The organism is Amphibacillus sp. MSJ-3 (assembly GCF_018919165.1).
Taxonomy (GTDB): Bacteria; Bacillota; Bacilli; order Bacillales; family Amphibacillaceae; genus Amphibacillus.
Genome location: NZ_JAHLQM010000033.1, coordinates 1 through 26560 on the forward strand (window position 1 = coordinate 1; position 26560 = coordinate 26560).

At 37.1% G+C, this 26560-nt stretch carries 21 protein-coding genes and 2 riboswitches; of the genes, 14 read left to right on the forward strand and 7 right to left on the reverse strand.

Annotated features, from left to right (window positions below):
• The first annotated feature begins 165 nt into the window (after window positions 1-165).
• The 9 genes from KQI76_RS09745 to KQI76_RS09785 all read left to right on the forward strand — a co-directional run bounded on the left by KQI76_RS09745 (window position 166) and on the right by KQI76_RS09785 (window position 11308).
• Window positions 166-1467, forward strand: a complete 1302-nt coding sequence (locus tag KQI76_RS09745) for an arabinan endo-1,5-alpha-L-arabinosidase (RefSeq protein ID WP_216400122.1) — start codon at window positions 166-168, stop codon at window positions 1465-1467.
• Window positions 1468-1784: 317 nt separating this feature from the next.
• Window positions 1785-3041 carry an extracellular solute-binding protein gene (locus KQI76_RS09750; RefSeq protein WP_216400142.1) on the forward strand — a complete coding sequence of 419 codons (1257 nt, stop codon included), beginning with the start codon at window positions 1785-1787 and terminating at the stop codon, window positions 3039-3041.
• A 77-nt stretch (window positions 3042-3118) separates the two neighbouring features.
• On the forward strand, window positions 3119-3994 hold the full coding sequence (locus KQI76_RS09755; protein ID WP_216400123.1) for a carbohydrate ABC transporter permease: 876 nt from the start codon (window positions 3119-3121) through the stop codon (window positions 3992-3994).
• A 37-nt stretch (window positions 3995-4031) separates the two neighbouring features.
• Window positions 4032-4877 (forward strand): carbohydrate ABC transporter permease, encoded by an 846-nt coding sequence (locus tag KQI76_RS09760; RefSeq protein WP_216400124.1) that lies wholly within the window; start codon window positions 4032-4034, stop codon window positions 4875-4877.
• An 18-nt stretch (window positions 4878-4895) separates the two neighbouring features.
• Window positions 4896-5306, forward strand: a complete 411-nt coding sequence (locus KQI76_RS09765) for a hypothetical protein (protein ID WP_216400125.1) — start codon at window positions 4896-4898, stop codon at window positions 5304-5306.
• 592 nt (window positions 5307-5898) lie between these two features.
• Window positions 5899-7407: an arabinosylfuranosidase ArfA gene (arfA, locus tag KQI76_RS09770; protein ID WP_216400126.1), complete on the forward strand. Its 1509-nt coding sequence runs from the start codon at window positions 5899-5901 to the stop codon at window positions 7405-7407.
• Window positions 7408-7419: 12 nt separating this feature from the next.
• Window positions 7420-8712, forward strand: a complete 1293-nt coding sequence (locus tag KQI76_RS09775) for a glycoside hydrolase family 27 protein (RefSeq protein WP_216400127.1) — start codon at window positions 7420-7422, stop codon at window positions 8710-8712.
• Window positions 8713-8723: 11 nt separating this feature from the next.
• A complete protein-coding gene (locus KQI76_RS09780; RefSeq protein WP_216400128.1) occupies window positions 8724-10211 on the forward strand; it encodes an alpha-N-arabinofuranosidase in 1488 nt (495 codons plus the stop codon).
• Between the two features lie 359 nt (window positions 10212-10570).
• Window positions 10571-11308 (forward strand): NAD-dependent protein deacylase, encoded by a 738-nt coding sequence (locus tag KQI76_RS09785; RefSeq protein WP_216400129.1) that lies wholly within the window; start codon window positions 10571-10573, stop codon window positions 11306-11308.
• A 71-nt stretch (window positions 11309-11379) separates the two neighbouring features.
• On the opposite strand, the gene KQI76_RS09790 is transcribed toward KQI76_RS09785, so the two are convergent.
• A complete protein-coding gene (locus tag KQI76_RS09790; protein ID WP_216400130.1) occupies window positions 11380-11778 on the reverse strand; it encodes a secondary thiamine-phosphate synthase enzyme YjbQ in 399 nt (132 codons plus the stop codon).
• A 103-nt stretch (window positions 11779-11881) separates the two neighbouring features.
• Between KQI76_RS09790 and KQI76_RS09795 the strand changes: the two genes are divergently transcribed.
• Complete coding sequence (locus KQI76_RS09795) at window positions 11882-12262, forward strand: RidA family protein (RefSeq protein ID WP_216400131.1); 381 nt, start codon at window positions 11882-11884, stop codon at window positions 12260-12262.
• A gap of 294 nt (window positions 12263-12556) precedes the next feature.
• Here the strand turns inward: KQI76_RS09795 and KQI76_RS09800 are convergent, their stop codons facing one another.
• Window positions 12557-13732, reverse strand: coding sequence for an MFS transporter (locus KQI76_RS09800; protein WP_216400132.1), 1176 nt, complete (start codon window positions 13730-13732; stop codon window positions 12557-12559).
• A 221-nt stretch (window positions 13733-13953) separates the two neighbouring features.
• On the opposite strand from KQI76_RS09800, the gene helD reads away from it, so the two are divergent.
• Window positions 13954-16302: an RNA polymerase recycling motor HelD gene (helD, locus tag KQI76_RS09805; protein WP_216400133.1), complete on the forward strand. Its 2349-nt coding sequence runs from the start codon at window positions 13954-13956 to the stop codon at window positions 16300-16302.
• Between the two features lie 79 nt (window positions 16303-16381).
• On the opposite strand, the gene zupT is transcribed toward helD, so the two are convergent.
• From zupT to thiW, 5 genes are all read right to left on the reverse strand, one after another.
• Window positions 16382-17191 (reverse strand): zinc transporter ZupT, encoded by an 810-nt coding sequence (zupT, locus tag KQI76_RS09810; protein ID WP_216400134.1) that lies wholly within the window; start codon window positions 17189-17191, stop codon window positions 16382-16384.
• A gap of 399 nt (window positions 17192-17590) precedes the next feature.
• Complete coding sequence (gene nagB, locus KQI76_RS09815; protein WP_216400135.1) at window positions 17591-18322, reverse strand: glucosamine-6-phosphate deaminase; 732 nt, start codon at window positions 18320-18322, stop codon at window positions 17591-17593.
• 4 nt (window positions 18323-18326) lie between these two features.
• Entirely contained in the window at window positions 18327-19475 is a 1149-nt protein-coding gene (nagA, locus tag KQI76_RS09820) for an N-acetylglucosamine-6-phosphate deacetylase (RefSeq protein WP_216400136.1), read from the reverse strand.
• Between the two features lie 10 nt (window positions 19476-19485).
• Window positions 19486-20331, reverse strand: a complete 846-nt coding sequence (locus tag KQI76_RS09825) for a MurR/RpiR family transcriptional regulator (protein ID WP_216400137.1) — start codon at window positions 20329-20331, stop codon at window positions 19486-19488.
• 264 nt (window positions 20332-20595) lie between these two features.
• Entirely contained in the window at window positions 20596-21087 is a 492-nt protein-coding gene (gene thiW, locus KQI76_RS09830; protein WP_216400138.1) for an energy coupling factor transporter S component ThiW, read from the reverse strand.
• A gap of 74 nt (window positions 21088-21161) precedes the next feature.
• A riboswitch (TPP riboswitch) is annotated at window positions 21162-21273 on the reverse strand.
• Between the two features lie 437 nt (window positions 21274-21710).
• Here thiW and KQI76_RS09835 point away from each other — a divergent pair.
• From KQI76_RS09835 to ade, 3 genes are all read left to right on the forward strand, one after another.
• The gene (locus tag KQI76_RS09835; RefSeq protein ID WP_216400139.1) at window positions 21711-22697 is read left to right on the forward strand and encodes a ring-cleaving dioxygenase; all 987 of its coding nucleotides are present in this window, start codon (window positions 21711-21713) and stop codon (window positions 22695-22697) included.
• Between the two features lie 324 nt (window positions 22698-23021).
• On the forward strand, window positions 23022-23876 hold the full coding sequence (locus KQI76_RS09840) for an HAD family hydrolase (RefSeq protein ID WP_216400140.1): 855 nt from the start codon (window positions 23022-23024) through the stop codon (window positions 23874-23876).
• Window positions 23877-24092: 216 nt separating this feature from the next.
• Window positions 24093-24192: riboswitch (purine riboswitch) on the forward strand.
• Window positions 24193-24278: 86 nt separating this feature from the next.
• Window positions 24279-26060 carry an adenine deaminase gene (ade, locus tag KQI76_RS09845; protein ID WP_216400141.1) on the forward strand — a complete coding sequence of 594 codons (1782 nt, stop codon included), beginning with the start codon at window positions 24279-24281 and terminating at the stop codon, window positions 26058-26060.
• Window positions 26061-26560 lie beyond the last annotated feature (500 nt).

Below are 26560 nucleotides of genomic sequence, written 5' to 3' on the forward strand. Positions count from 1 at the left end.
GTCTAGAACATTACAAACAAGTACATGTTTAGCATAAAATTGAACCGCCGTATACGGATCCGTACGTACGGTGGTGTGAGGGGACGGATAATCAAATAATGATTATCCTCCTACTCGATTATTGTTGTTAGATGAAGACGTTTAAATGAAGAAGAGGTGACGAGGATGATAGAAGAAAAGTTAATTCCTAAAGATGATCTGGGTAATGTTGAGGTGAGTAAAGATGAGCAAAGTTGGGCAACATATGGTGCTCATGACCCAGCAATTATAAAAGATGGTGATTGGTATTATGTTTTTTCTACCGATACAGGTGGAAGAGATAACTTTAAGGCGGGTATTCAAATTCGCAAATCAAAGGATCTGATCAATTGGGAGTGGGTTGGTCGTGCTTTTACAGATGGTGTGCCACAAGAGGCTTATCAATGGTCAGGAGCAGAAGGACTGTGGGCACCAGAAGTCGTTAAAATGAATGACATCTATTATATGTATTATTCGGCTAGTCAATTCGGTAAAACACAATCCTTTATAGGGGTTGCTACTAGTAAAAAAATAGAGGGCCCTTATCAAGATCAGGGATTAGTCTATCGGTCAAAACAAGGTGAGGATGGTCCTAATGCTATTGACCCCAATATTATTTTTGATCGAGACCATCAGCCATGGCTTGTATATGGTTCATTTTTTGGTGGAATATATATCAACAAAGTTAATCCAAAGACAGGGAAGTTTATTAGCTATGGACGAGGAACATTAATTGCTAAGCGCAATACCACAGTTGATCGAGCGATTGAAGGACCTTATATTGTTTATAATCCTGATAGTGATTATTATTATTTATTTGTCTCTTACGATTCTCTCTTTGCTAATTATAATATCCGAGTTGCTCGATCTAAAGTAATCACAGGGCCTTATTATGATTATAATGGATTGGAGATGACGGATATTGAGTCGCCACAAGCTGATGTAGGAATGAAAGTATTGGGTGGATATAAATTTAAAGATCATCCAGGTTGGGTGGCTCCAGGTCATAACTCTATTTTAAAAGACGGATCAAATTATTTTATTTGTCATCATGCAAGAGCTAGTGAAAACAAACATTGGCACTATCTACATATTAGAAAAGTCATCTGGTCGGATGAAGCTTGGCCACTTGTTTCACCTGAACGGTTTGCGGGAGAAGACGAAACGACAATTGAACCCCACCAGCTGTCTGGCAAATGGGAGTTTATCGAAATTGATAAACAGAATAACGATCAAGATGTGTCTATTGAAGTGAATGTAGGTAATGAGACAGATAAAGTCTATTTTATCAATGGACCGAATCGAAATTCCTTTACATTAAAAAAGAATAATCAACAAATAATTGGGAAAGTTAATTATGGTTGGGATTGGGAACGATGGGTAAAAACAATTATTTTTGTTGGTCATAATAATCAGGGGATTGTTACAATTGGCAAAAAAATAGTGTAAAAGGACTGTTTTTATAAGTTATACGTTCAAGTAATTTGGGTGTAGGTGTTGGAATAATAGCACTTATACCCTGTTTCTATCTAGGTAATAGGGACTAAACAAAGACTTATTTTCAATTTTTTTGTATAAATGAATTGAAATGAAAGATGATTATCGTTATAATGAACGCGTAAACATATACGTATATTTTTTAATCAATTTAAAAAAGAAGAGCTTTTTGACTGATTTATCGCTCGTTAAGAAGCTATTAAAGAAATGTAAACGTATATAACACATTAAAATAATTTGGAGGCGTTACCGTGAAAAGAAAGTTATCAATGATCACATTCGTGATTATGACAGTATTTTTATTGGCTGGTTGTGGGAGTGATGAAAATGTAATTGAGTTTTGGACACCTTTAACTGGTGAAGATGGTGCATATATGGACCAGTTAGTTGAAGATTATAACGCAACAGATCCGGAGTATCCTGTGAATCATGTAATTACGTCTGACTTGTATACTCAAATTTATACTGTATTACAATCGGCTAGTGGTATTCCAGATCTAACATTAATTCATGCGGATCGGGTACCGAGTTTTGCGAAAAATGATTTATTAGTTCCTATGGATAATGTAATGTCATTACAAACGGAATTGAAGGAAGATAATTATTTGCCAGAAGCATGGAATGCTGGGATTGTAGATGGTACCCAATATACGATTCCACTCGATATCCATGGTAGTGCAATGTATTACAATATAGACTTGATGGAAGAATACGGTGTTACCCATTGGTTAGATGATGATATCGTAACAATTGATGAGATGCTAGAGCTAGAAGGAAAAATGGCAGAAGGGCAATATGTTGTCAATGATGCTTTACTCGGCTGGGTTGCTTTAGCTCAATTACAAAACTATGGTGGCGATATTGAAGGTAGCAATGGTGAACCAACAGTTAATACACCAGAAATGAGAAGTGTCATTGAAGATTTACGTAGCATTAATGATGCAGGTTTAATGACACCGTTTGGTGAAGATGGTTATTTAATGTTCCAATCTGGTAATGTTTTATTTTCAACTGATGGAACTTGGAGTCGCTTAGCGCACGAGCAGGTAGAAGGATTAAACTTTGGTATTACTAATGTTTATTCTCATTCAGCTGATATCTTTCATAATCGTTCTTCCGCACACTTATTTTCAATGTTGAGAAACGAAGAACGTACGGCGGAAAAAGAAGCGGGTATTGCAGACTTTTTAGAGTTTATGCGTGAAAACTCAATTGATTGGGCAGAAGCTGGACAAATTGTTGCAAGCCGTGAGGTAGTAGAAGCTGATGATTATGATCAGTTTATGCAATCATTTTACACAAAAAATGAAAAAGAAGAAGACTCGCTATTTATTTACACATATGAACATTATCCATATGTAGCGGAGGCCCTTGATGATTATATTGCTGACATCGTACATGGGGAAATGGATATTGATGAAGGCCTAGAGGAAATGCAACGTTTTGTTGATGACCGAGTAGCCGAGGGCGATGCAGAATTAGAAGATGCTGCAGATGCTGTTGAAGATTTTGATGATGAACAATAGGGTGAAATAGTCTAAAGTAATGTATCAAATTTACTTTGGTACATTACTTTTATTATTAAGAATAAGGAGGAGTTAAGTTGAATAATAACAAACACTCACACTGGTTTTTCATTGGACCACATATCATTTTATTCTTAGTATTTATCTTAATCCCATCTATCTATGGGGTTTATGCATCATTTACAAACTGGAATCTAATGACTTCACCTACATGGGTTGGTTTAGACAATTATCAAACGATTTTATTTAATCAAGATTCATCGTTCCATCTTGAGTTTTTTAATGGATTAAAGAACACCTTAATATTTGTTGTTATAAGTGTTCCGTTAATGATTATTATCCCGCTACTTATTGCAACTGCGATTGAACATAAAGATGTTAAATTCAAAAACTTCTTTCAATCAATTATTTATATTCCTGGATTGATTTCAATTTCAGCAGCTGCTTTGATTTGGTCTTTAATTTTCAACAGTCAATTAGGAGTTATGAGTAATTTATTTGGTTCTGATACTGTATGGACAGCAACACAACCATATGCTTGGATGACTATTTTCATTATGACTGTTTGGGGTGGAATTGGCGGTAATATGATTATTTACCGAGCATCAATCAGTGGGGTTTCTGAGGATTTATATGAATCAGCTGAAATTGATGGTGCTGGGCCGATACGTAAGTTTTTTAGTATCACATTACCTTCTATAAGATTTCCGCTAATCTATACTGTTGTCATGACGACTGCAGGAGCGTTTAATGTATTTGGTCAACCTTTAATGATGACAAATGGTGGGCCGCGAGAATCAACCTCTGTTCTGATGATGTATATACGTGACTTAGCTTTTGGTTCAGGACAATCGATCGCAGGAATTGCATCGGCAATGGCTGTTTTAATGGGAATGATTATTCTAATTATTTCAGCGGCACAATACTATGTGATGAACCGTAATTCAGCTTAGAGTTTGTCGTGATTATACAATAGAAAGGTGGATATCATTGACTAAGAGAAAGAATATTTCAAAATATTTAGCCTATCTCTTTTTGATTATTGTTTGTTTGATTTGGGTTATTCCAATGATCTTTGGTTTTATGACTTCTTTTCGATCACAAGCTGAGGTTGTAAATGAAGGATTTCGTTTGTTACCTGTAGACTGGATCGTCGATAACTATATTAAAATTTTAGATAATACCTCTTCTGCGCCGATTTTGCGTTGGATAGGTAACTCGATATTTATTTCAACAACACATACTTTACTAGTTGTTGTGATCATTTCTTTAACCGGATATGGTTACTCGAGAATGCGTTTTAAAGGAAGAGATGTTTTGTTTTTCACTTTAATGGGAATCTCCTTCTTTCCGAATGTGGTTAATATTATACCGATGTATCGCATAATTGATATTCTCGGTTGGGTTAATACATCATGGGCGATGATCGTACCAGGTTTAGCAGGAATGGGGAATATCTTTTTAGTTAGACAATTTATGAAGGGTATACCAGCAGAGCTGGATGAATCCGCTCGAGTAGATGGTGCAGGTGATTTCACAATTTACTTTAAGATCATCTTACCTCTGATCAAACCAGTTTTAATAGTGGCGGGCTTATTTTCATTCATTGGTTCATGGAATGACTTTTTATGGCCAGTTATCGTTTATACTGATGTAAAACGGATGCCTGTAACGGCAGGTCTACTATTACTGCAAGATATTTATGGGAATTACCAAATGATTGGTCAATTGATGAGTTCAGCTATTTTAGCAATTATCCCAACGCTGCTACTCTTCTTATTTGCCCAAAAGTATTTTGTATCAGCAATTAATTTAAATGCAGGAATAAAAGGATAATAAAGAGTGGTGAATACGATGAACAGAGGAATAGAAAGAAAGTTAATTATGTCAGGTGCAGTTTGGAACTTGTTTACTTCATTAATGACCTTGTTTGGTTATTATAGATGGTTTAATGAACAAGGTGCTCAAGCGCTTGAGGGTGAAAGTGCTGAATTAACGATTGTAGGGACATCTTTAGTAGGAAACATCTCACGTGTCATTTTAGCTTTCGGACTCTTCATGCTCATCATTGCGATCATTAACTTTTTAGTTGGTGTTCACTTGAAGGATAATCAAATTCAAAAGAAAACAATGGTCTGGTTAGGAATTTGGGTAATTATACAACTCATATGTACGGATATTATTGGCTTCTTAATTTATCTATTCGCCTTCATTATTTACTTAGCAAAAAATAAAGCAGTCCGACTAGCTAATAAACCAGTGTAAATTACACTTGTTTTGCTAAACAAGTGATATAAGTAAGATAATTAAAAATCAAGTAAGGGAATGAGTTCGGTTGTGTGCGGTGCATGTTCATGGCTCCATACTGTAACTCATTCTTCTTTACCAAAGCTATTTAGCGATTTAACTTAAAACTTAGGCGATTTTATTAACCATGTATGTTTGAGTTGATACTGACCGGAAGTCGTTCTAAGTTAATTTTAGAAGGAAAACTATTGAATGATAAGTGGTGGGATCGACAGCCAATAAAGTCTGATACCTTCATCTTATACTCAGTTAGTTAATGATGAAACATACTTTTCTAGTTATAGAACTTGTGCACTAATAATAACTAAGTAAAAGCAAACTCTATCACTATGAATCTAGTTAAAGAATTGAAATGAAAAGTCATTATCGCTATAATGAGGACATGAACATATACGTATAATTAAAGAGAGTTTATTACTTAAAGGAGGTAAATATCTTTCTTAAAAAATAAATGTTAGCGGTTTCTCGATTTAACGTACTTTTTTAAGATTCGGAAAATGGTTATAAAAGTAAATGCGAGATAATGACTTTTTATATTTGGAGGGTTAATATGTCAAAATTAAAAACAACAATGATTTTAGATAAGAATTATCAAATTGCTCAGGTTGACGAACGGATTTACGGTTCCTTTATTGAACATCTTGGACGGGCGGTTTATGGGGGGATTTATGAACCTGGTCATCCAGAAGCTGATGAACAAGGCTTTCGTAAAGATGTGATTGAGCTTGTTAAAGAACTTAATGTGCCGATTGTCCGCTATCCAGGTGGAAATATGGTTTCAGCTTACAATTGGGAAGATGGTGTTGGTCCAGTTGAAGATCGTCCAAGACGTTTAGAACTTGCTTGGCGTACCATTGAAACAAATGAAATCGGTACAAATGAATTTGCTGATTGGGCTAAAAAGGTTGGTGCTGAAGTGATGATGGCTGTAAACTTAGGCACCCGTGGCATTGATGCGGCAAGGAATTTGATTGAATATACCAACCACCCTGGAGGAACTTATTGGAGTGATCTCCGACGTTCCCATGGCTATGAAGAACCCCATAATATAAAAACATGGTGTCTAGGAAATGAGATGGATGGTCCTTGGCAAGTGGGGCACAAAACAGCCTATGAATATGGACGAATTGCTCAAGAAACGGCTAAAGCCATGAAGCTTGTTGATCCAACGATTGAGTTAGTTGCATGTGGTAGCTCAAACACGAATATGCCAACTTTCCCAGAATATGAAGCAACAACTTTGGATCTTGCCTATGAACATGTCGATTTCATCTCATTACATCAATACTATGGAAATCGCTCGAATGATCCGGCTAACTACTTAGCAAAAAATTTAGATATGGATCATTTTATTAAGACTGTTATTGCAACTTGTGATTATATTAAAGCTAAACACCGTAGTAAAAAAACAATTCAGCTAAGTTTTGATGAATGGAATGTCTGGTACCACTCAAATGACGCCGACCAAAAGATTGAGCCTTGGTCAATCGCCCCACCTCAACTAGAAGATCATTACAATTTTGAGGATGCATTATTGGTTGGTAGTATGTTGATCACATTTTTACAACATGCTGATCGGGTAAAAATGGCTGCCATGGCACAGTTAGTTAACGTAATTGCGCCAATCATGACGGAAAATGAAGGACGTGCTTGGAAACAAACTATTTTTTATCCGTACATGCATGCATCTATTTTTGGCCGTGGTATTTCATTAAAACCGATTTTAACAACACCTAAATATGATAGTAAAGACTTTACTGATGTGCCATATGTGGATTCTGCTGCTGTTTATAATGAAGAAAAAGAAGAAGTAACAATTTTCTTAGTCAATAAACATTTAGAATCAAATATGCCAATTGATATCGATTTAAGAAGTTTCGAAGGTTATAAACTAATTGAACATATTGAACTTGTAAATGATGATTTAAAAGCAGTTAATACAGCGAGTCATCAAGCTGTTCAACCACAACAAAATAAAAACTCTAAACTTGATGGTGGAATATTGACAGCACAACTAGCAAAAACATCATGGAATGTTATTCGATTAAAAAAAGATTAAGGGGTAAATGATATGAAACATCATCAATATGCCTTGACACCACCAATGGGCTGGAATAGCTGGGATTGCTATGGGGCAACGGTAACGGAGTCAGAGGTTAAAGGAAATGCCGATTACATGGCAAAACATTTGAAGGAGTACGGCTGGGAATATATTGTTGTGGATATCCAATGGTCTGAACCTGGGGCCATTTCTTCAGCCTATCGACCATTTGTTCCTTTGGAAATGGATGAATATTCAAGATTAATCCCTGCGGAAAACCGTTTTCCATCATCAAAAGGGGGCAAAGGTTTTAAACCGTTGGCAGATTATGTCCACAATCTAGGTTTGAAATTTGGTATTCACATCATGCGTGGAATACCCCGGCAAGCTGTTCATCAAAATACAAAAATTAAAGGAAGTAATTTAAGGGCAAGAGATATTGCTAGTCCAAATTCTATTTGCCCTTGGAATACTGATATGTACGGATTAGATTATACTAAGGAAGATGCCCAAGCGTATTATGACTCTTTATTTGAGTTATATGCTGAATGGGAAGTTGATTTTATTAAGATTGATGATATTGCTGATTCAAAGATTTATGGTCCTCATCTCGAAGAAATAAAAATGATTCGTAAAGCGATCGATCGTTGTGGTCGCCCAATGGTATTGAGTTTATCTCCCGGGCCCGCAAGTTTAAATGATGCAGCGATATTAGAAGAAAACGCGAATATGTGGCGAATGACTGATGACTTTTGGGATTTGTGGGAACTTCTATATGACATGTTTGATCGTTGCTATCGTTGGAGTAAAAATATTGGCCCAGGCTATTGGCCAGATGCTGATATGTTACCACTAGGCCATATTGGGATTCGCTCTATTGATGGAGGAGCTAGCGACCGTTATACTCGTTTTACTCATGATGAACAGATAACAATGATGACCCTATGGTCCATTTTTAAGTCCCCCTTAATGTTTGGTGGAGAATTGCGTGATAATGATGCATTTACTTTATCGTTATTAACAAATGAAGAAGTCATAAAAATGCATCGCGAGGGCAGTGGTGCAAGACAAGTTTTCCGTCATCACGATCGGGTGGTTTGGACATCAAGTGGCCCAGAACAGGAAGTATACCTTGCTTTATTTAATATAGCTGATATTGATCAGACTGTAACGGTTGATTTAGGCCAGATAGATCTAGAAGCCGATCAAATCGCATCAATAACAGACCTTTGGCAGGGCCAACCATTACCAATGGCCAATCAATTAATTAAAAGTCACTTACGACCACATGCTTGCCAATTATTAAAAATAAAACTTAATTGAGAGGTGTTCCTTTGGAAACTAAAATTATTTTAAATGCTGATGTATCAAGAGGGAAAATTGATAAAAATATTTATGGCCAATTTGCTGAACATTTGGGCCGTTGTATTTATGAGGGATTGTGGGTTGGAGAAGATTCACCAATCCCAAATACAAATGGCATACGTAATGATGTCCTTGAAGCATTAAAAGATCTGGAAATTCCAGTCCTCCGTTGGCCGGGAGGTTGCTTTGCTGATGAGTACCATTGGAAGGATGGTGTAGGACCACGTGAAGAACGAAAACGCATGGTTAATACACATTGGGGAGGCGTTGTTGAAAACAATCACTTCGGAACACATGAATTTATGAAGCTATGTGAACTCCTTGAAACAGAACCTTATATTAATGGTAACGTAGGTAGTGGGACCGTCCAGGAAATGTCGGAATGGGTAGAATATATGACTTTTGACGGTGAGTCACCAATGGCCAACTGGCGTAAGGAAAATGGTCAAGAGGAGCCATGGAAAGTTAAATATTTTGGTGTCGGTAATGAGAACTGGGGTTGCGGTGGAAATATGCGACCACAATATTATGCTGATCTATATCGTCGTTTCCAAACTTATGTCCGAAATTATGGTGATAATAGAATTTTTAAAATTGCTGGCGGTGCCAATGTAGATGACTATAATTGGACAGAAGTTTTAATGCGCGAGGCAGCACCATTTATGGATGGATTAAGTTTACACTACTATGTACATCCTGGAGGATTCTGGGACAAAGGTGATGCTGTTCGTTTTAATGATAAGGAATGGCAAATCTCGATGCAAAAGGCCTATCATATTGAGGAATTAATTCAAAAGCATAGTACAATTATGGATAAATATGATCCTGAAAAACGAATTGCAATGATTGTCGATGAATGGGGCGCTTGGTATGATGTTGAACCAGGTACAAACCCAGGTTTCCTATACCAACAAAATACAGTTCGTGACGCAGTTATTGCCGGGATATCTTTAAATATCTTTAATAATCACAATGATCGAATCAAAATGGCAAATATCGCACAAATGGTTAATGTGATTCAATCAATGGTACTGACTGAAGAAGATAAGATGCTCCTAACCCCAACTTATCATGTATTCAGAATGTACAAAGTTCATCAAGATGCTGAACGTGTGGCACTCGATATTGAAACTAAAATGCTTGAAATAGACGGAAAAGAATATCCACAAGTTAATGGCTCTGCCTCCAAACAGGCTAATGGTACAATTAATATCAGTTTAACCAATGCAGATAAAGACAATCAAACAACAGCTGAATTTATATTAAGAGGCACACCATTCAATCAAGTCACAGGTGAAATTATTACATCAGAAAAAATGAATGATCACAATACCTTTGAACAACCAGACAAGGTAAAACCAGTTAAATTCACTGACTTCGAACAGCAAGGTCAAACATTAAAAGTGACATTACCACCAATGTCCGTAGTCGTCCTATCAGTGAAATCAGATCATTAAAATCAACTCTATACTCGGCGGTGTCGACTCAATGATCGGCACCGCCGATTTATGCTCGAAAATCTCGTTTTATGCTTGGAAGTTGGTGTTCTATGCTCGAAAATCACGTTTTATGCTCGGAACCTAGCCCTATGCTCGGAAGTCGATGCTCTATGCTCGGTAATCCCATTTTATGCTCGGAAGTCGATGCTCTATGCTCGGAAATCTCGTTTTATGCTCAAAAGCTGGCTCTATGCTCGCAATCACCGCATCTATGGGCTTAATTCGTCTAAGATTTAATCTAAAGCTGTCAACTCCCAACCTAATTTAACAGTAAGATATTGTTGTGTTAAGATGGAGGGGAAAGGAGTCGGATATATTTGGAACAAATTGATCAACTTTCAAAATTAATCAATAAGGCAACATCTATTGTTATTTTAACTGGTGCTGGTGTGTCAACAGCAAGTGGGATACCGGATTTTAGATCGACAGATGGGAGATGGACTGCGGATCATTCACGGGAATTTTATACATCACGGGAGTACTTTTTAACAGAACCAGAGGATTTCTGGCTTAAGTATAAAGAAATTTTCCGCATAAAATTATTAAAAGACTATCAACCTAATAAAGTTCACACTTTCTTAAGTAATCTAGAAACGTTAGGGAAAAAAGTTTCAATCGTTACGCAAAATGTTGATGGATTACACAGCTTGGCAGGAAATGAGCAAGATGTTATTGAGTATCACGGTAATTTAAATACAGCAACTTGCCCTAAATGTGGTAAAAAATATGATTTGCCCTTTATAATGAAAGAGGACGTTCCGGTTTGTAATGAGCGAGGTTGTCATACAATCTTAAAACCAGATATAGTTTTATATGGTGACCCAATTACTAAACATTCAGAAGCAGAAAGAGCGATTGAGTCAAGCGAATTGATGCTTGTACTTGGCACATCACTACTTGTTACACCGTTTAGTTTATTACCAAGCTATGCTAAACAAATGGGTTTACCAATGGTGATTATTAATCGTGAGTCAACCCCGATGGACTATCTATTCGATCTAATTATCCATGAAGAGCTTGTCTCGGCTGTTGAGCAGTTAGAAGAGCGATTGTAATTCATTGGTCGATCAACGACACAAGTTTTTTTATGTCGTTGATCGGAATGAGTTAGTCTGTGAAGCAATAATTAAGAAATAACTTTGACAACATATTTCCTTGTTCGTGGACCATCAAACTCACAGAAATAGATTCCTTGCCATGTCCCTAACACTAATTTTCCTTGTGATAGAATGATCGTTTGGGCATGCCCCACAGTGCTTGTTTTTAGATGAGCAGCTGTATTTCCTTCCATATGACGATCTTGTGAATGCTCCCATGGATAAACTTCATCTAAACGACGGAGGAAGTCTATCTTAACATCCGGATCTGCATTTTCGTTAACAGTAATTCCGGCTGTTGTATGCATAGATGAAATGACTATGACCGCCTCATCAATTTGCTCTTGATTAACCCACTGTTGAATCTGATCAGTAATCTCAATCATCTCACTATGCCGGTGTGTAGTTAAAGTAAATGTTTTTATCACGGAATCTCTCCTTCTCCTAAATATTTATAAGCTCTCTCTAGTTTACTAAAAAAGTGAATGATGTTAAAATCTTAACAATAATTGATCGGAAGGAATGATAGATATGTCTAAAAAAGAAATCCAAACAGATTTAGCACCACAAGCGATTGGTCCATATTCACAAGCTATTGATCTTGGTGATCTCGTCTTTATTTCAGGACAAATACCGCTTAATCCAGAAACGATGGAAGTAGTGGATGGAGGTATTAGGGAACAAACAAGACAGGTTATGGAAAACTTAGCTGCCATTTTAAAAGCGGCAAATTTAAGTTTTGCTAATGTTGCCAAATTTACTATTTACTTAACTGATTTAACTGATTTTTCTGAATTAAATCAAACTTATGCTGAGTTTTTATCTGAACCTTATCCAGCTCGGGCAACAGTGGAGGTAAGTCAATTGCCGAAAGGGGTTAAAGTAGAAATGGATGTGATCGCAAAAAGATAGACCAAATCCTTAATCAGTGAATTTCCTATAAAACCAAGATTTACGGATGATGGAGGTAAAGTCTTAACCAAAGACAGCTAACCACGAGGTGCTTCAATAGGACTAGCCGTAGAAAAAATTATCCTGAACTGGGTCAGATATTTTTAGCCACCAGTCATTAGGGCTATCTTTATGAATGGCTATCCTTAGCCCAGGTTCCAGTCTTTTACCGCCATATTTAAATGGACTAACTGATTACAAAGCGAAAACAAAAGAAGCCAACTAAACCACAAAGGTCTAGTTGGCTTTATTGAATCAGTGCCGATTTGGAACGAGCTTTGGATATCGACTTTTAGCTGTTACCATTAAAACTCCAGATAGTAATAAAAGGAGACTTGTTGAAATAAAGACAGCTGAGTAACCAAAATTAGCACTAATCACTCCACCTAAAATCGGACCAATCATGTTTCCAAGGAATTGCAAACTTGTATTGTAACCGAGCACCTCTCCTTGCATTGATAGTGGTGCCTCTTGACGGATATAGGCAATTCGGAGTGGGATGATCCCTCCAAAGGCCAGGCCTAGGCAAAAGCGTAAAATAATAAGTTGCCACAATTCTGTGACAAAGCCACCTGGAAAATAGATGATTGCTGTAGCGAATAATAAGATTGTTAAGATTTTAATATATCCCTTTTGATCACCAATTCTTCCCCATTTTCGGGCGGTTAATAAGTTTCCTAATCCTGTTACAGAGAAGGCTAGCCCTGAAAAGAAGGCAATATGGTTGGGTCCATGAATTTCACCCACGAATAATGATAAGATTGGTTGAATACTAAAATTCGCAATTTGGACAATCATTGACATCAACATGATGATTAGCAACATCGGATGTCTCAAAATGTGTAACAAGACTTGACGACTTGTATATTTGATCGGACTTTGTTCTTCTCTAATTTGAAATTCCTTTATTCCAAATAAAACAAGGAAACTAGTAATGAACAATACGATTGCTAACCACTTAAAAGTAGCTGAATAGCCGAAGAGATCTGCTAAGAATCCCCCAACTAATGGACCCATCAAGGTTCCCGTAATACTTCCTGTCTGTAGTGTTCCCAGTACTTGTCCAGCTACACGCTTGGAAGTCTGTGTTGCAATTAATGCATGAGACATTGAAACAAAACCAGTAAAAATGCCCATAAACATTCTTAGCAAGAAAAGTTGGATAACAGATGTGACAAATCCCATTAAAAAAAGCGAAATACCTAATCCAAAGGCAAACGCTACAAGAATGGCTTTACGACCGAACCGATCACCAATTTTCCCCCAAATAGGTGAAAAGATAAAAGCGGCTACGAAAGTAATACTAAAAATGAGTCCAGACCATGTTTGAACTTGATTATCTGAGTAGTTCCCTAAGGTAGCAATGTAAAGTGACAAAAATGGTTGTACCATCGTAAGACTACCGGATATGAAGAAATTAGCAATCCACATGATGGTGACATTTCGTTTAATAAGTTCTTCCTCTTGGATATAAATCCCTTCTTTCTAATATTTCGACTCTCTAAATATATATCATACAACAATAGACAGAAAAATGAAAGCTAGTGTTCAAGTGAAATTTTATAGTTTTTTTATGGATAATGGCGTATGATATAGGGGAAATGTAAATGATAAGAATGTTCACTTATTGATGTTAGTAAGGAGTAGGTAAGATGACTAAGAAAGATAAAGACTGGATTTTAGAAGATAAACGCTTGAAAGATGTTGGGAAATATATTGATCAAAGAATAAAACGATTAACGAAATATATTAAAATGATTAAAGAAGGCGTGATTGACATCCGAAAAGGCTTTTGGGAGGATGTCACAGTTAATTTAACGGAAATGGATGACGCTATCGAGACACAAGCAAGTTTAAAGCAACAAGCAGAATTTTTGTCAGAAAGAGAGCGGACCCATGGACAATTATCTCAACAATTAAATAAATTATTAGACTTAAAAGAAAAACCTTACTTCGGCCGTATTGACTTTGTTGAAGAAGGGCAGGCAGAAGCGGAGCAAATCTATATCGGTACCTCATCACTAATGGATCAAACCGAAGACCATTTTATTGTCTATGATTGGCGTGCACCAATAGCAAGTATGTATTATGATTATTCCCCAGGACCTGCGGCTTATCACGCCATAGATGAGGAGGTCCAAGGTGAAATGACCCTAAAACGTCAATATGTGATTAAGCAGGGGGAATTAACGGGGATGTTTGATACAGGATTAACGATCGGAGACCATTTATTACAGAATGTACTTGGGCAGTTTGCGAATACAAAAATGAAAAGCATTGTTGCGACCATTCAACGTGAACAAAATAAAATCATTCGTAATGAAAAGAGTAAATTTTTAATTGTTCAAGGAGTGGCGGGAAGCGGAAAAACCTCAGCTGCATTACAAAGGGTTGCTTACTTACTATATCGTTATCGTGAACAATTAACTGCAGATCAGATGATTTTATTTTCACCGAATCCCCTATTTAACAGCTATGTTTCCCGTGTATTACCGGATCTTGGGGAAGAGAATATTAAACAAATGACATTTTACCATTATGTTGAGCAACAATTGCGCACACGTTTTAAAATTGAATCTCCATTTGAACAACTTGAAAGGGCCTTTACCGAAGGGCAAGAAGAGGATTGGCCACGACTAATTGGGATGCGCTATAAATCGAGTGAACACTTTCAAAAGAGAGTAGATTTATATTTAGCTGAATTAATGAAACAAGGGCTCCAATTTCGGAATATCCGTTTTCGTAATCAATTAATCTTTAACAAGGGAGAATTAGCCGACTACTTCTATCAATTTCCAGACCATACACCTATTCAACTTCGATTAGAAAAAATGACGAATTGGATTTTGCAAAAACTTAAAGAGATCGAAGCCGAATTATTAAAGGAAGATTGGGTTCAAGATGAGGTGGAACTCCTTGATCATGATGACTTTCAAGAAGCCTTTTTAAAAACACAAGAACAGCCCCATAACGAGCAATTGGATCTTTATCATGAGAGTGATCAGGAGGCTTATTATTTAAAACGTAAGGTAATTAAACGTCACTTACGCCCACTTCGAGAGAAAATAAGACGATATGCCTATGTCAATACAAAACGTACTTATTTACATCTTTTCGATCAAGAGAAGGCTGGAGATGGAATAACAACAGAAGAATGGCAGGAATTGGCCATTTCCACAAAACAAAACATTAACGATAATTTCTTAACTTGGGAAGATGCCACTCCATTTTTATACTTTGAGAAAAAGATAATTGGTTTTGAGGAAAACCGAACGATAAAGCATATCATCCTAGATGAAGCACAAGATTATTCGACCTTCCAATTGCGATATTTAACACACATTTATCCAAATAGTCGGATGACTTTATTAGGTGATATTAACCAAACTATTTATTACCACGGTTTAACAAATAATATTCTGGCGGAGAATAGTGAGGATCAGACAGAACGAATAACATTATTAAGAAGTTATCGTTCAACACGGCCGATTGTTGATTTTACTCGAGCTTTTATTGAAAATGGTGATAAAATCGAGCCATTTAATCGTGAGGGTAATAAACCCCTTGTTTATGAACTAGATAATGACACCATCGCAGAATATAAATTATATGAGGTTATTGATAGCTACTTAAATAAAAAATATCCTCATATTGCAATCATCACAAAGACAATTGCTGAAGCGAATAGACTTGCACAATTATTAGCTAAGTCCTATCAAAATGTTCAATTGATCGGTGAAGAAACGTATACATTTAAAGAAGGAATCCATGTGATTCCAGTCTATTTGGCAAAAGGAATTGAATTCGACGGAGTGATTGTATATGATACATCTGCACACCAGTATTCGAATGAATGGGAGCGTCGCCTGCTTTATACTGCCTGTACCCGGGCCATGCATGATTTAACACTTATTGCAATTGACGATATATCACCTTTTATCAAAAAAGTACCGACAGAGTTATTTGACTTTTATAAGATCCATGAGGTGAGCATTGGCTAGAGTGAATCTGTTGTTTTCCAATTTAAAATGGGCAAAAAAAACCTTTGGATGAAATGATCCAAAGGTTTTAATCATAGGGTTAAAGCATTAAAAGTAAACTTAAGGCCATGACAGCCATTCCAGAAACTACACCATAAATCGATGTATGTGTTTCATCGTAACGTTTAGCTGCAGGAATTAATTCATCAAGAGAAATAAAGACCATAATTCCAGCGACGCCAGCAAATATAATACCAAAAAGGGTATCTGTTAAAAACGGCATCAATAATAAGTAAGCGATGATTGCCCCAGCTGGCTCGGCTAAACCTGATAAAAATGAAAGTTTAAATGCCTTTTTCCTATTCCCTGTGGCAAAATAAATAGGAACAGAAATGGCAATCCCTTCAGGAATATTATGAATGGCAATTGCGATCGCAATCGGAATCCCAAGTGCAGGGTCTTTCAATGTTGCGGTGAAGGTTGCAATTCCTTCGGGGAAATTATGAATGGCAATTGCTAAAGCAGTAAAACTCCCCATTTTTAAAAGGTTATTATCATTAACTGTAGAGGGTTTTTTATTCATATCTTCTACTTTCTTTACCTCATGTGGGTTTCCTTCCTCTGGAATAAAGCGATCAATTAGTCCAATCAAGAGCATGCCCCCAAAGAAACCGCACACAGTTACCCAGGACCCCTGAATTTCGCCAAGCTCGCCAATAAGAGATTCCTGAGCTTTTAAAAATATTTCAACCATGGAAACATATATCATGACCCCAGCAGAAAAACCTAATGAAAAAGAGAGGAATTTTGTATTTGTTGTTTTAGTAAAAAATGCAAGTACACTCCCAATACCGGTTGATAAACCAGCGAATAAAGTTAAACCAAACGCAATCCAAACATTTCCGTCCATTTGCTAAGTCCCTTCTTTTTTAGAAATAATAATTGATTATTTATTATGCTTCAAAGTATCCATTATTAACTAAGTACATAATTTATATATTATAAAGGTAAGTACGAAAATATGTGCAAGATTTAAAAAGTTTCATATAGCCAACAATTTAGTCTATGCTCATTTTAAAATGGTTTGCTCATTGTTGCAACTATTTTTCATCATTTGATATGATATTTTTTCAGTCTAAGCATAAAATGGACTGGACCTCATTAACCTATTTTTGAACAATCGCTTAGCTTAGTGGAGAGGAATTGAACTAGAGGGAGGATTTTCAGTTACATTATCTGAGGGGAAATAAATAAACAAACAGAAAAGCTGTTTAAAAGTTGGCTATGACTTTTAAACAGCTTTTCTATTTTAAGCATTCAGTAATGAAGCAGCGGCATTATCAATAACAATGGTTGCATTAGGATGTTGTTGTAGGATTGAAGCAGGGAAGTCCTCAGTTACTTCGCCTTCAATAAGTTGTTTAATTGCTTTTGCCTTACTCTCACCTGAAGCAAGCAAGATAATTTCTTTACTCTCCATAATTGTTTTAATTCCCATTGTTACAGCATGGGTAGGGACATCTTCTTTATGAGCAAAAAATCTAGAGTTAGCTTCAATTGTTGAATCAACTAATTTCACGATCTGCGTGCGATCTGAGAAAGATGAGCCAGGTTCGTTAAAGCCGATATGACCATTAATACCAATACCGAGGATTTGTAAATCGATTTGGCCTGTATTTTTAATTAAGGCTTCATAGTCTTTACATTCTTGTTCAAGATCAGTAGCGACACCATTTGGTAAATGTGTATGGCTTGGATCGATATCGACATGATTGAACAATTTATCATTCATAAAGTAGTTATAGCTATTAGGATCATCAGCGGCAAGACCAACGTATTCATCTAAATTGAAAGTTGTTACATTTTTAAATGACACTTGATGATTTTTATAAGCTTCAATTAAATCTTGATAAAGTCCCTCAGGTGTTGATCCTGTTGCTAAACCTAATACCGGTTGATCGGATGATTTAATTTTATCGATGACTTGCTTACTTGCCCACGCACTCATTTCTTGATAATCTTTCACTTTTACAATATTCATAGATTCACTCCTCGTAAACTATTTTCCCCTTTTTAAGGGTCATTTTTAAATTCAGATCATGGTCTACAAGTAACAGATCAGCATCTTTACCAACAGCAATTGAACCTTTATCTTTAAAAACGCCGGCTTGTTTAGCTGGATTGACCGATGTCATTTGGATAATATCTTGAATTGAGACGTTTGGCAGAGTAAAAAACTGTTTAGCACCGTCAATCATATTTAGTATACTTCCGGCTAATGATCCGTTATCTAATACAGCCCGGTCTTCTGTTACACGAACTGGTTGACCACCGAGTTCATAATCGCCGGGTTCAAGACCTTTAGCTCGCATTGCATCAGTAATTATGATCAATCGCTTGGGACCAATATTTCGATAAATTAATTGTAACATGGTCGGGTCAACATGGATACCATCAGCAATAATTTCTGCTTTTAATTCATCTGAAAGAAATGCAAGTCCAACTGCTCCGATATCACGATGGTGAATCCCGCTCATTGCGTCACATAAGTGTGTCATTTGATTGACCCCATGTTTAACCGCCTTATCCAATTCAGAGAAATTTGCATTTGTATGTCCGGCAGAAACGTTGACTCCAGCTTTTCGTAAAGCGCTTGTAAAGTGCCAACCCTGGTCGTGCTCAGGGGCAAGTGTAATGGTTTTAATTTTATGTCCCGAAATTTCTTGCCAATGATTAAATAAATCAAGATCAGGTTTCTTAATATACTCTAATGGTTGTGCTCCAGCCTTTGACTTTTCAATAAAAGGTCCTTCAAGATGGATACCAATCATTTCTGCACCACTTGCTTCATTTTCATATTGAGCTAAATTCGTTAATGCCCGTTCAATATTCTCAGTTGACTGAGTGATTGTTGTTGCTAGAAAACTAGTAGTCCCTTCCGAGACAAGATAGTTGGCTATCGTACTAATCGCTTCTGTTGTTGCATCCATTACGTCAGCACCATTAGCTCCGTGAATATGTGTATCAATAAAACCAGGAATGACATTCAGGTTACTTCCATCGATAATATCTTGATACAGAGTTAAATCATCAGGGATCCCGTCAAATATTTGCTCAATCTTACCGTTTTTTATTGCAAGACTGCCCTTGATCACCTCTGTTTCAGTATAGATTGTTGCGTTCTTTATTAACATAATATCCCACCTAGAATAGTTTATTTGAAATATTGTTATGAATTTCTTGCCTAACTTTGCTAGCAGATTGATGATTTTTGATCGATAATCCGGTACAAATTAAATCAACTAAATAGAGTTGAGAAACTTTCGCAACGAGTGAACTTCGGTTGGTTGGGTTTTCTCTAATTGCTGATAAAAGAACATGATCTGCGAGTTTAGTTAAGGGCGATTTTAAGTAGCTTGTTAAAGCGACCACCTTTGCGCCTTTCTCTTTCGCGATTTTAACATGATCGATTATTTCTTTAGTACTACCTGATAGACTGATTGCAATGACGACCGTTTCTTTGCTTGATATTGTTGCTCGCATTAATTGCGCATGATTATCAGGCATAACCGTAGCATTTTTACCAACTAACATTAGTCGATTTTGCATATCAAGTGCAGCAATACTTGAAGCACCAATACCAAAAATAACGACATCTTTACTTTGGTCAATGAGATCAACAACCAGATCTAATTGTTCCTGGTTAACTAATTGATAGGACTCTTCTAAAATCCTAATCATATTCATTTTGATTTGATTTGGATATGTGGAAGATGTTGAATCCACTTCTTCATTTTCACGCATATTCTCTTGGGCATAGGCTAATTTAAAGGCTTGAAAACCATTGTAACCAAGCTTCCTAAAAAAACGTAATGCTGTTGCTTCAGCGACTCCGCTATTATCTGCTAATTCAGTTAAAGAGTCATAAATGATTGTATCCCGCCGCTCACTTATATAATCGTATATCTTCTTTTCTGATTTTGTTAGATGGTACCTATGTTGTTCAAGTAGAAAAGAAGGGCTCAGCGTCGGATCTGAATCTAGTTTCATAAAAATCTCCTTAAATTGTTTTATCAAAAAATAGTGACTTTAAGCTTCCCACTTCAATCATACAGGGCCCATCAGATGACAAATGTGGGATTAACAATTAATCAAGTTAGACTCGTTTATCAATTCTCAGTCGGGGATAAAGCCATCCCCTTAAGTGAAGCTTCACTTTACCAGCTGATAATAATATTATGACAGTTAACAGTCAAAATGAAAAGGGGAAATGACTGTTTTGATCAATTCTTTTTGAAAAGTAACAGTAAAGTGTTATGACTTTTGTTTTTTTCGAAAAAAGGTTTTTAACTTTGGCATGATAAATGCAGCAAGTATGGCGCCACTTACACTGCTGATTAGAAATCCAGGTACAAAGGCTAAAACAGCTACATTCTCTCCCATGATAAGCCGAGCAACCGGAATCGATAGTAATGAACCAAATACTGTTGTTCCTATTATCTCACCAATAATAGCAGCACTTGTCTTCTTGTAGTACCGATAGAGAACTCCTGCCAATAATGCCCCTGCCATTCCACCAGGAAACGCAAGTAATGTGCCAAGTCCAAGTGCATTTCGGATAAGCCCAATCCCAAAGGCAATTATAATTGTTGGAGTGGGACCGAGAAAAATCGCACTAATGACATTAATGGCATGTTGAACAGGATAGGCACGGGCAATTCCTGTTGGGAACCAAAGAAAGCTTGCCCCGATAACGCCGATTGCTATAAAAGCAGCGACAAGTGTTAATTGATTGGTTTTGTTCATAAAAAAAGGCCTCCTTTAAATGTTGCAATGACTAAAAAATTGGTCAGTAGCAGCTAAGGATGAACCTGATGGTGGTAAAAAGAATACTACTTCCCTCCGCTAGTATGAACTAGATCAGGTTCAAAAGGGTTAAAAAGATGTGACTCTTTTCTCTCAGCCTACCGATTGGCACCCCTAGTAGTCAAAGCTATGAATTTGCTTACAGAATAACATGGTTCATGGTTAATGAAAAGCTAAATAAAGAAAGAATCTTATTTATCGCAGTGCAACTGTCAGTATGTCACCCACTTCAAGCATTCGAAGGAAAGTAGGGGTTATGAGTGGGAGCCCAACTACCAGTAGCTGCCCGATTGCTTCAACTACCTTTAGGCCATCCCCTTGTGCTGCTAACAAATGTTTTCGGTGGGACGAGTAACCGCAAATGTTCTCGATGGGACGAGTAACCGCAGTCCCAGTCCCATTCAGTTGAGGATAGAAGAGGGCGGACTAAACCCACTAGGTCCAGTGATAGCACCTGCATGACCTAGGTCCTGTAGGGCCTCACCAATTGAGGTTTTAATTTATCTTGAATTCGAGATAAAAAACTGATAAAATAAATGTAATTATAGAAGGAGGCAAAAATAATGCAATTTTCAGGTATTCATCATGTTTCTGCTTTAACAGCAAGTGCAGAGCGAAATCACCATTTTTATACAAAAGTTTTAGGGATGCGTTTAGTTAAGAAGACTGTGAATCAAGATTCACCCGATATGTATCATTTATTTTATGCGGATGAAGTGGGACGGCCAGGAACAGATCTTACTTTTTTTGAAATGCTTGGAGCTGGTCGAACCTATCGGGGGAATAACAGTATTTCTTTAATTAGTCTTCGTGTCCCCAATGATAAGGCGATTGATTATTGGATTAGACGTTTTGATGAGTTAGCTGTCAAACATCAAGGAAGTAGTGAACAGTTGGGGCGAAAAGTCCTTTATTTTGAGGATCCAGAAGGGCAAAGACTTATGCTAGTTTCTGATCAAAACAATACAGGTGTTGAAGCGGGAATTCCATGGTCTGGTGGTCCGGTTCCAGTTGAGTATGGGATAACTGGATTAGGCCCTGTTCGTATAACTATTCCGGAATTAAAACCAACTGAGGATAAATTAATTAAGTTGATGAATTTTAAACATGTTGGTCAATATCCTGCCTGTCAAGAAGGACAACCAGATGTAGAAGTCTATCAAACAGGTGCAGGAGGGACAGGAGCGGAGATTCATGTTGAAGTTAGAACCGACTTACCGCGAGAAAGACCAGGACGAGGAAGTGTGCACCATATCGCTTTTCGAGTCAAAAATCGTTCGGAGCTAGAAATGTGGCATGAAAAAGTTAATCAAGAGCGCCTTCCGAATTCTGGTATTATTAATCGTTACTATTTCCAATCGCTTTATTTCCGTGAACCAAATGGGATCCTTTATGAACTAGCAACAGACGAACCCGGGTTTACAATAGATGAGCCAGAGGAAACCTTAGGCGAGTCACTAGCCTTACCACCTTTTTTAGAAGAGAAGCGTACTGAAATAGAAGCACGATTAAAGCCATTAACAGTGGACAAAACAGCTGATACTGAATAATAGCTGAAATCAGCTTTTATTGGATCTTGCTTATTAGTATCCCTTAATTAATAGACTATTAGCCTCCAAACTGAGACCACACCGGGTGATAAGAGAAGGGTCAATAGGCGTAAGAGCCCGATACGTTCATCTAACATTTAGTGATGGAGAAGAAAACACCTCTGATTGAGATTATATTCGCTATCATTTGAGCTGGGAGTCTCCGAGTTAAGGCCAGGTAAGGATGAAATTCCCCATGTGACAGTCTTGTTTTTAAAGATAACTAAAATAATGATATAATACGGGTGGTTAATAAATAAAATGCGAGGGGGAGGGGATCAACCAATGAAAGAACCGAAGGCTATTTTTCTAGATATGGACGGCACCTTGTTAAATTCTCATAACCGGGTGAGTGAAAATACAAAAGGATTGATCGATCGAATCCGCGAAAAGGGTATCTATGTTTTTATTGCAACAGGTCGAGGGAAAGATGAAATATACCCAACGGCACCTGTAGGCTTCGAGGTTGACGGGGTAATTAGTTCAAATGGAATGACCGGTTATCTAGGTGAGAAAAAACTGTTTGAATATACATTACCCTTCACAGTGGTTGAAAAAGTGGTTGAACTAGCGAGGGAAAACCAAATCTATTATGAACTCTTTCCAACCTCTGGGCCACAACAAGTTGAGCGACAAGATCGGACAAATTTATTAAAGGAATTGAAGGAACCTAAACCAGATGTTGTCGGAATCAATGAATGGCGCGAGAGAAAAGAAGCACTTGAAACACATATTCGTTGGGTCGATCAAATCGAAGCCGGTAATTATTCGAAATTTTACTGTTTTAGTAGAAAGCCAGAAAAAATCCGAAATTGGCAATCAATATTAGAAGAACTTAATCAAGATTTGCCTTTTTCGATGTCATCGTCAACGATAAATAATATTGAAATTATGGTTGCTGATAAAAATAAGGCAACTGGTATTCAACATGTTTTGGATCATTTAAAGCTAACGGCTGACCAAATTATGGCGATAGGAGATAGCTTTAATGACGAGAGTATGTTTAAATTGGCGGGTCGAACGGTTGCAATGAAAAATGCGCCAGCTGAAGTTCAAGCGATGACAGATGAGGTAACGAAATATACGAACGATGAAGAAGGGGTATATCATTATTTAACAAGCGTTTTTTTTCAAGGATAGGCAGAAGAAGGCCTAGAACCAAGTGAGTGAATCGATAGTGGCACAAGGGAATGACCAAAAGACCCCTGAATCAATCAGACCTTTACTATTAGTTGGTCTCACACCTATAATTTTTAATTTCCTTCGAACGCTTGAAGTGGTCACCTTATTGACAGTTGCACTGCAATAAATAGAAATTTATTAAAAGAAATAAAAAAATCATGTTATAATAACAACAATAATCATTTTTGATCAACATGTATAGGCTTATGAATAGGCATAAGCGTTTCTACCGAATGACCGTAATCATTGGACTACATGTGCACTATAGAAAGATAAAGTGTCTCTTTTTTAGTGACACATTTAAGTCTAGTTGATACTAGACTTTTTTTATTGGTCAAATAAAGAGAGGGAGTGCAAGTTATGAAGAGTAAATTACCAAAAGAAAATCAAAGACTTATTCAAGTCGCCCTAGGAGAGATTCCAGCTGATTTAGTTTTACAACATGGAACGCTCGTCAATGTTATAACTGGTGAATTGAATAAAGGAGTAGATGTTGCTATATCAGGGAATCGAATTGCTTATGTAGGTAAGGCTGATCATACAATTGGTGCCAAAACAAAAGTGATTGATTTAGCGGGGAAATATGTCGCACCGGGATTAATTGATGGACATATGCACGTAGAAAGTACGATGCTAACGGTAACTGAATTTGCCCGTATGGCATTGACAAAAGGAACAACAAGTATCTTTATGGATCCGCATGAGATGGCAAATGTTTTTGGTAAAGAAGGTGTTCGGCTCATGCATGAAGAGGGACAACAACTTCCACTTCATGTCTTTACCACCTTTCCTTCCTGTGTTCCTTCAGCTGAGGGACTTGAAGATGCGGGTGCAAGGATAACCGTAGAGGATGTAAAGGATGGCTTAACCTGGGATGGGGTTGCTGGATTAGGGGAAGTGATGAATTTTCCTGGTGTAATCAATCGTGATCCATTGATGATGGGTGAAATTAATGCAACGATTGAAGCTGGTCAAACGGTAACAGGGCACTTTCCAGATGGTACGGAACAAATGCTCCAAGCATATTTAAATGCAGGTGTTGATTCATGTCATGAAACGGTTACCAGGGAACAGGCATTAGAAAAGCTAAGATTGGGTATGTATTTAATGATTAGGGAAGGCTCAGCTTGGCAGGATGTTAAAGAATTAGCTCAAGTAATTACGGTGGATCAAGTGAATACAGATCAAATTTTACTTGTGACAGATGATATTTATCCACAAACCTTGGTGGAAAAAGGGCAAATCAATCATGTTGTTCGTCGCATTATTGAAGAAGGGGTTGACCCTGTAACAGCAATTAAATTGGCAACAATAAATCCGGCCCGTTACTTTAAAATAGCAGATGATTATGGGAGCGTCTCACCACGGAAAGTAGCTGACTTAATTATCTTAGATCAATTAGAAGGAATGGAGCCATCAATTGTTATCGCTGATGGAAAGATTGCTGCACAAAATGGTAAGTTGATGATTGATTTACCTTCATATCAATACCCTGATTATATTAAACAGTCCATCCATGTCAAACGGAAAATAAACGCAAGTGATTTTATCGTCAAAACGAGTGAAAAAACAGAGTTTGTAACGGCTAACGTCATTCAGGTTATAGAAAATAGTGCCCGTACAAAACGGACCCAAGTTAATTTAGCTGTCGGATCTGATCAAACAATTGCTGCTGACCTTGAGCAAGATGTAATAAAACTAGCTTGCCTTGATCGTCATCATCAATCGGGTGATATTTCAGTTGCATTTGCTAACGGCTTTAAGTTACAAAGGGGTGCCGTAGCCTCAACAGTAGCACATGATAGTCATAACTTACTCGTGATGGGAACAAATGATGATGAGATGGCATTAGCTGCTAATCGTCTGATTGAAATAGGTGGGGGGATGGTCGTTGTTGACCATAATAGAATTCTTGCCGAAGTCCCACTCCCTGTAGCGGGATTAATGTCAGATCGAAAAGCAGAAGAAGTTCTTGAACAAGTTCAAAAACTCGAACAAGCATGGAAAGAAATTGGCTGTCCTATACATGCGCCATTTATGACTTTTTCATTGATCGCTCTCCCAGTCATCCCAGATACTCGGATTACAAATCGTGGACTTGTTGATGTAACACAATTCAAATTAATTCCAGTTATTAAATAGATTAAAGAGAAAGGTTAACATTTTAGGTTGGCCTTTCTTTTTTTTACAGTGCAATTGTCAGTAAGCCTTCCACTTCAAAGATCGGAAGGAAAGTAAAGGTTGTAAGTGGGAGACCAACTGACAGTAGCGGCCCGATTGGTTCAACTAACAATCAGTGGGGATGGTGGTAGTCAGATTAAATCCACCAAGTCCTGTAGTAAGATCTGCTTGACTTAGGTCTTGTAGGTCCCCACTCCACTGATTGAAGTTTCACTTTATAGATGGAGTAGAATAATCCGAATCATCTAATTACACCTTGTTATCATTGCTAATGGTGCCTAGTTCTTCTTTAATTTAATAAGGATCCATGATAAAATAAGTCATTAGATAGAGTATTTAAATGGTAATGTAAAAAGTTCTATGAAAACTAAGGAATAAATAAAAACATGAGATTTAGCTATTAAAAATTGGTTAAATACTAATTTAATGTTCTTGGAAAAGAGAATAATTGTTATTGATCC

Excerpts from the sequence above, each read along its gene's own strand:
- KQI76_RS09840 (WP_216400140.1), top strand. The coding sequence starts at position 23,022 with ATGAAAGAACCGAAGGCTATTTTTCTAGATATGGACGGCACCTTGTTA.
- KQI76_RS09745 (WP_216400122.1), top strand. The coding sequence starts at position 166 with ATGATAGAAGAAAAGTTAATTCCTAAAGATGATCTGGGTAATGTTGAG.
- helD (WP_216400133.1), top strand. The coding sequence starts at position 13,954 with ATGACTAAGAAAGATAAAGACTGGATTTTAGAAGATAAACGCTTGAAA.
- arfA (WP_216400126.1), top strand. The coding sequence starts at position 5,899 with ATGTCAAAATTAAAAACAACAATGATTTTAGATAAGAATTATCAAATT.
- KQI76_RS09795 (WP_216400131.1), top strand. The coding sequence starts at position 11,882 with ATGTCTAAAAAAGAAATCCAAACAGATTTAGCACCACAAGCGATTGGT.
- KQI76_RS09835 (WP_216400139.1), top strand. The coding sequence starts at position 21,711 with ATGCAATTTTCAGGTATTCATCATGTTTCTGCTTTAACAGCAAGTGCA.
- thiW (WP_216400138.1), bottom strand. The coding sequence starts at position 21,087 with ATGAACAAAACCAATCAATTAACACTTGTCGCTGCTTTTATAGCAATC.
- KQI76_RS09825 (WP_216400137.1), bottom strand. The coding sequence starts at position 20,331 with ATGAAACTAGATTCAGATCCGACGCTGAGCCCTTCTTTTCTACTTGAA.
- KQI76_RS09775 (WP_216400127.1), top strand. The coding sequence starts at position 7,420 with ATGAAACATCATCAATATGCCTTGACACCACCAATGGGCTGGAATAGC.
- KQI76_RS09765 (WP_216400125.1), top strand. The coding sequence starts at position 4,896 with ATGAACAGAGGAATAGAAAGAAAGTTAATTATGTCAGGTGCAGTTTGG.
- nagB (WP_216400135.1), bottom strand. The coding sequence starts at position 18,322 with ATGAATATTGTAAAAGTGAAAGATTATCAAGAAATGAGTGCGTGGGCA.
- zupT (WP_216400134.1), bottom strand. The coding sequence starts at position 17,191 with ATGGACGGAAATGTTTGGATTGCGTTTGGTTTAACTTTATTCGCTGGT.
- nagA (WP_216400136.1), bottom strand. The coding sequence starts at position 19,475 with ATGTTAATAAAGAACGCAACAATCTATACTGAAACAGAGGTGATCAAG.
- ade (WP_216400141.1), top strand. The coding sequence starts at position 24,279 with ATGAAGAGTAAATTACCAAAAGAAAATCAAAGACTTATTCAAGTCGCC.
- KQI76_RS09800 (WP_216400132.1), bottom strand. The coding sequence starts at position 13,732 with ATGTGGATTGCTAATTTCTTCATATCCGGTAGTCTTACGATGGTACAA.
- KQI76_RS09750 (WP_216400142.1), top strand. The coding sequence starts at position 1,785 with ATGATCACATTCGTGATTATGACAGTATTTTTATTGGCTGGTTGTGGG.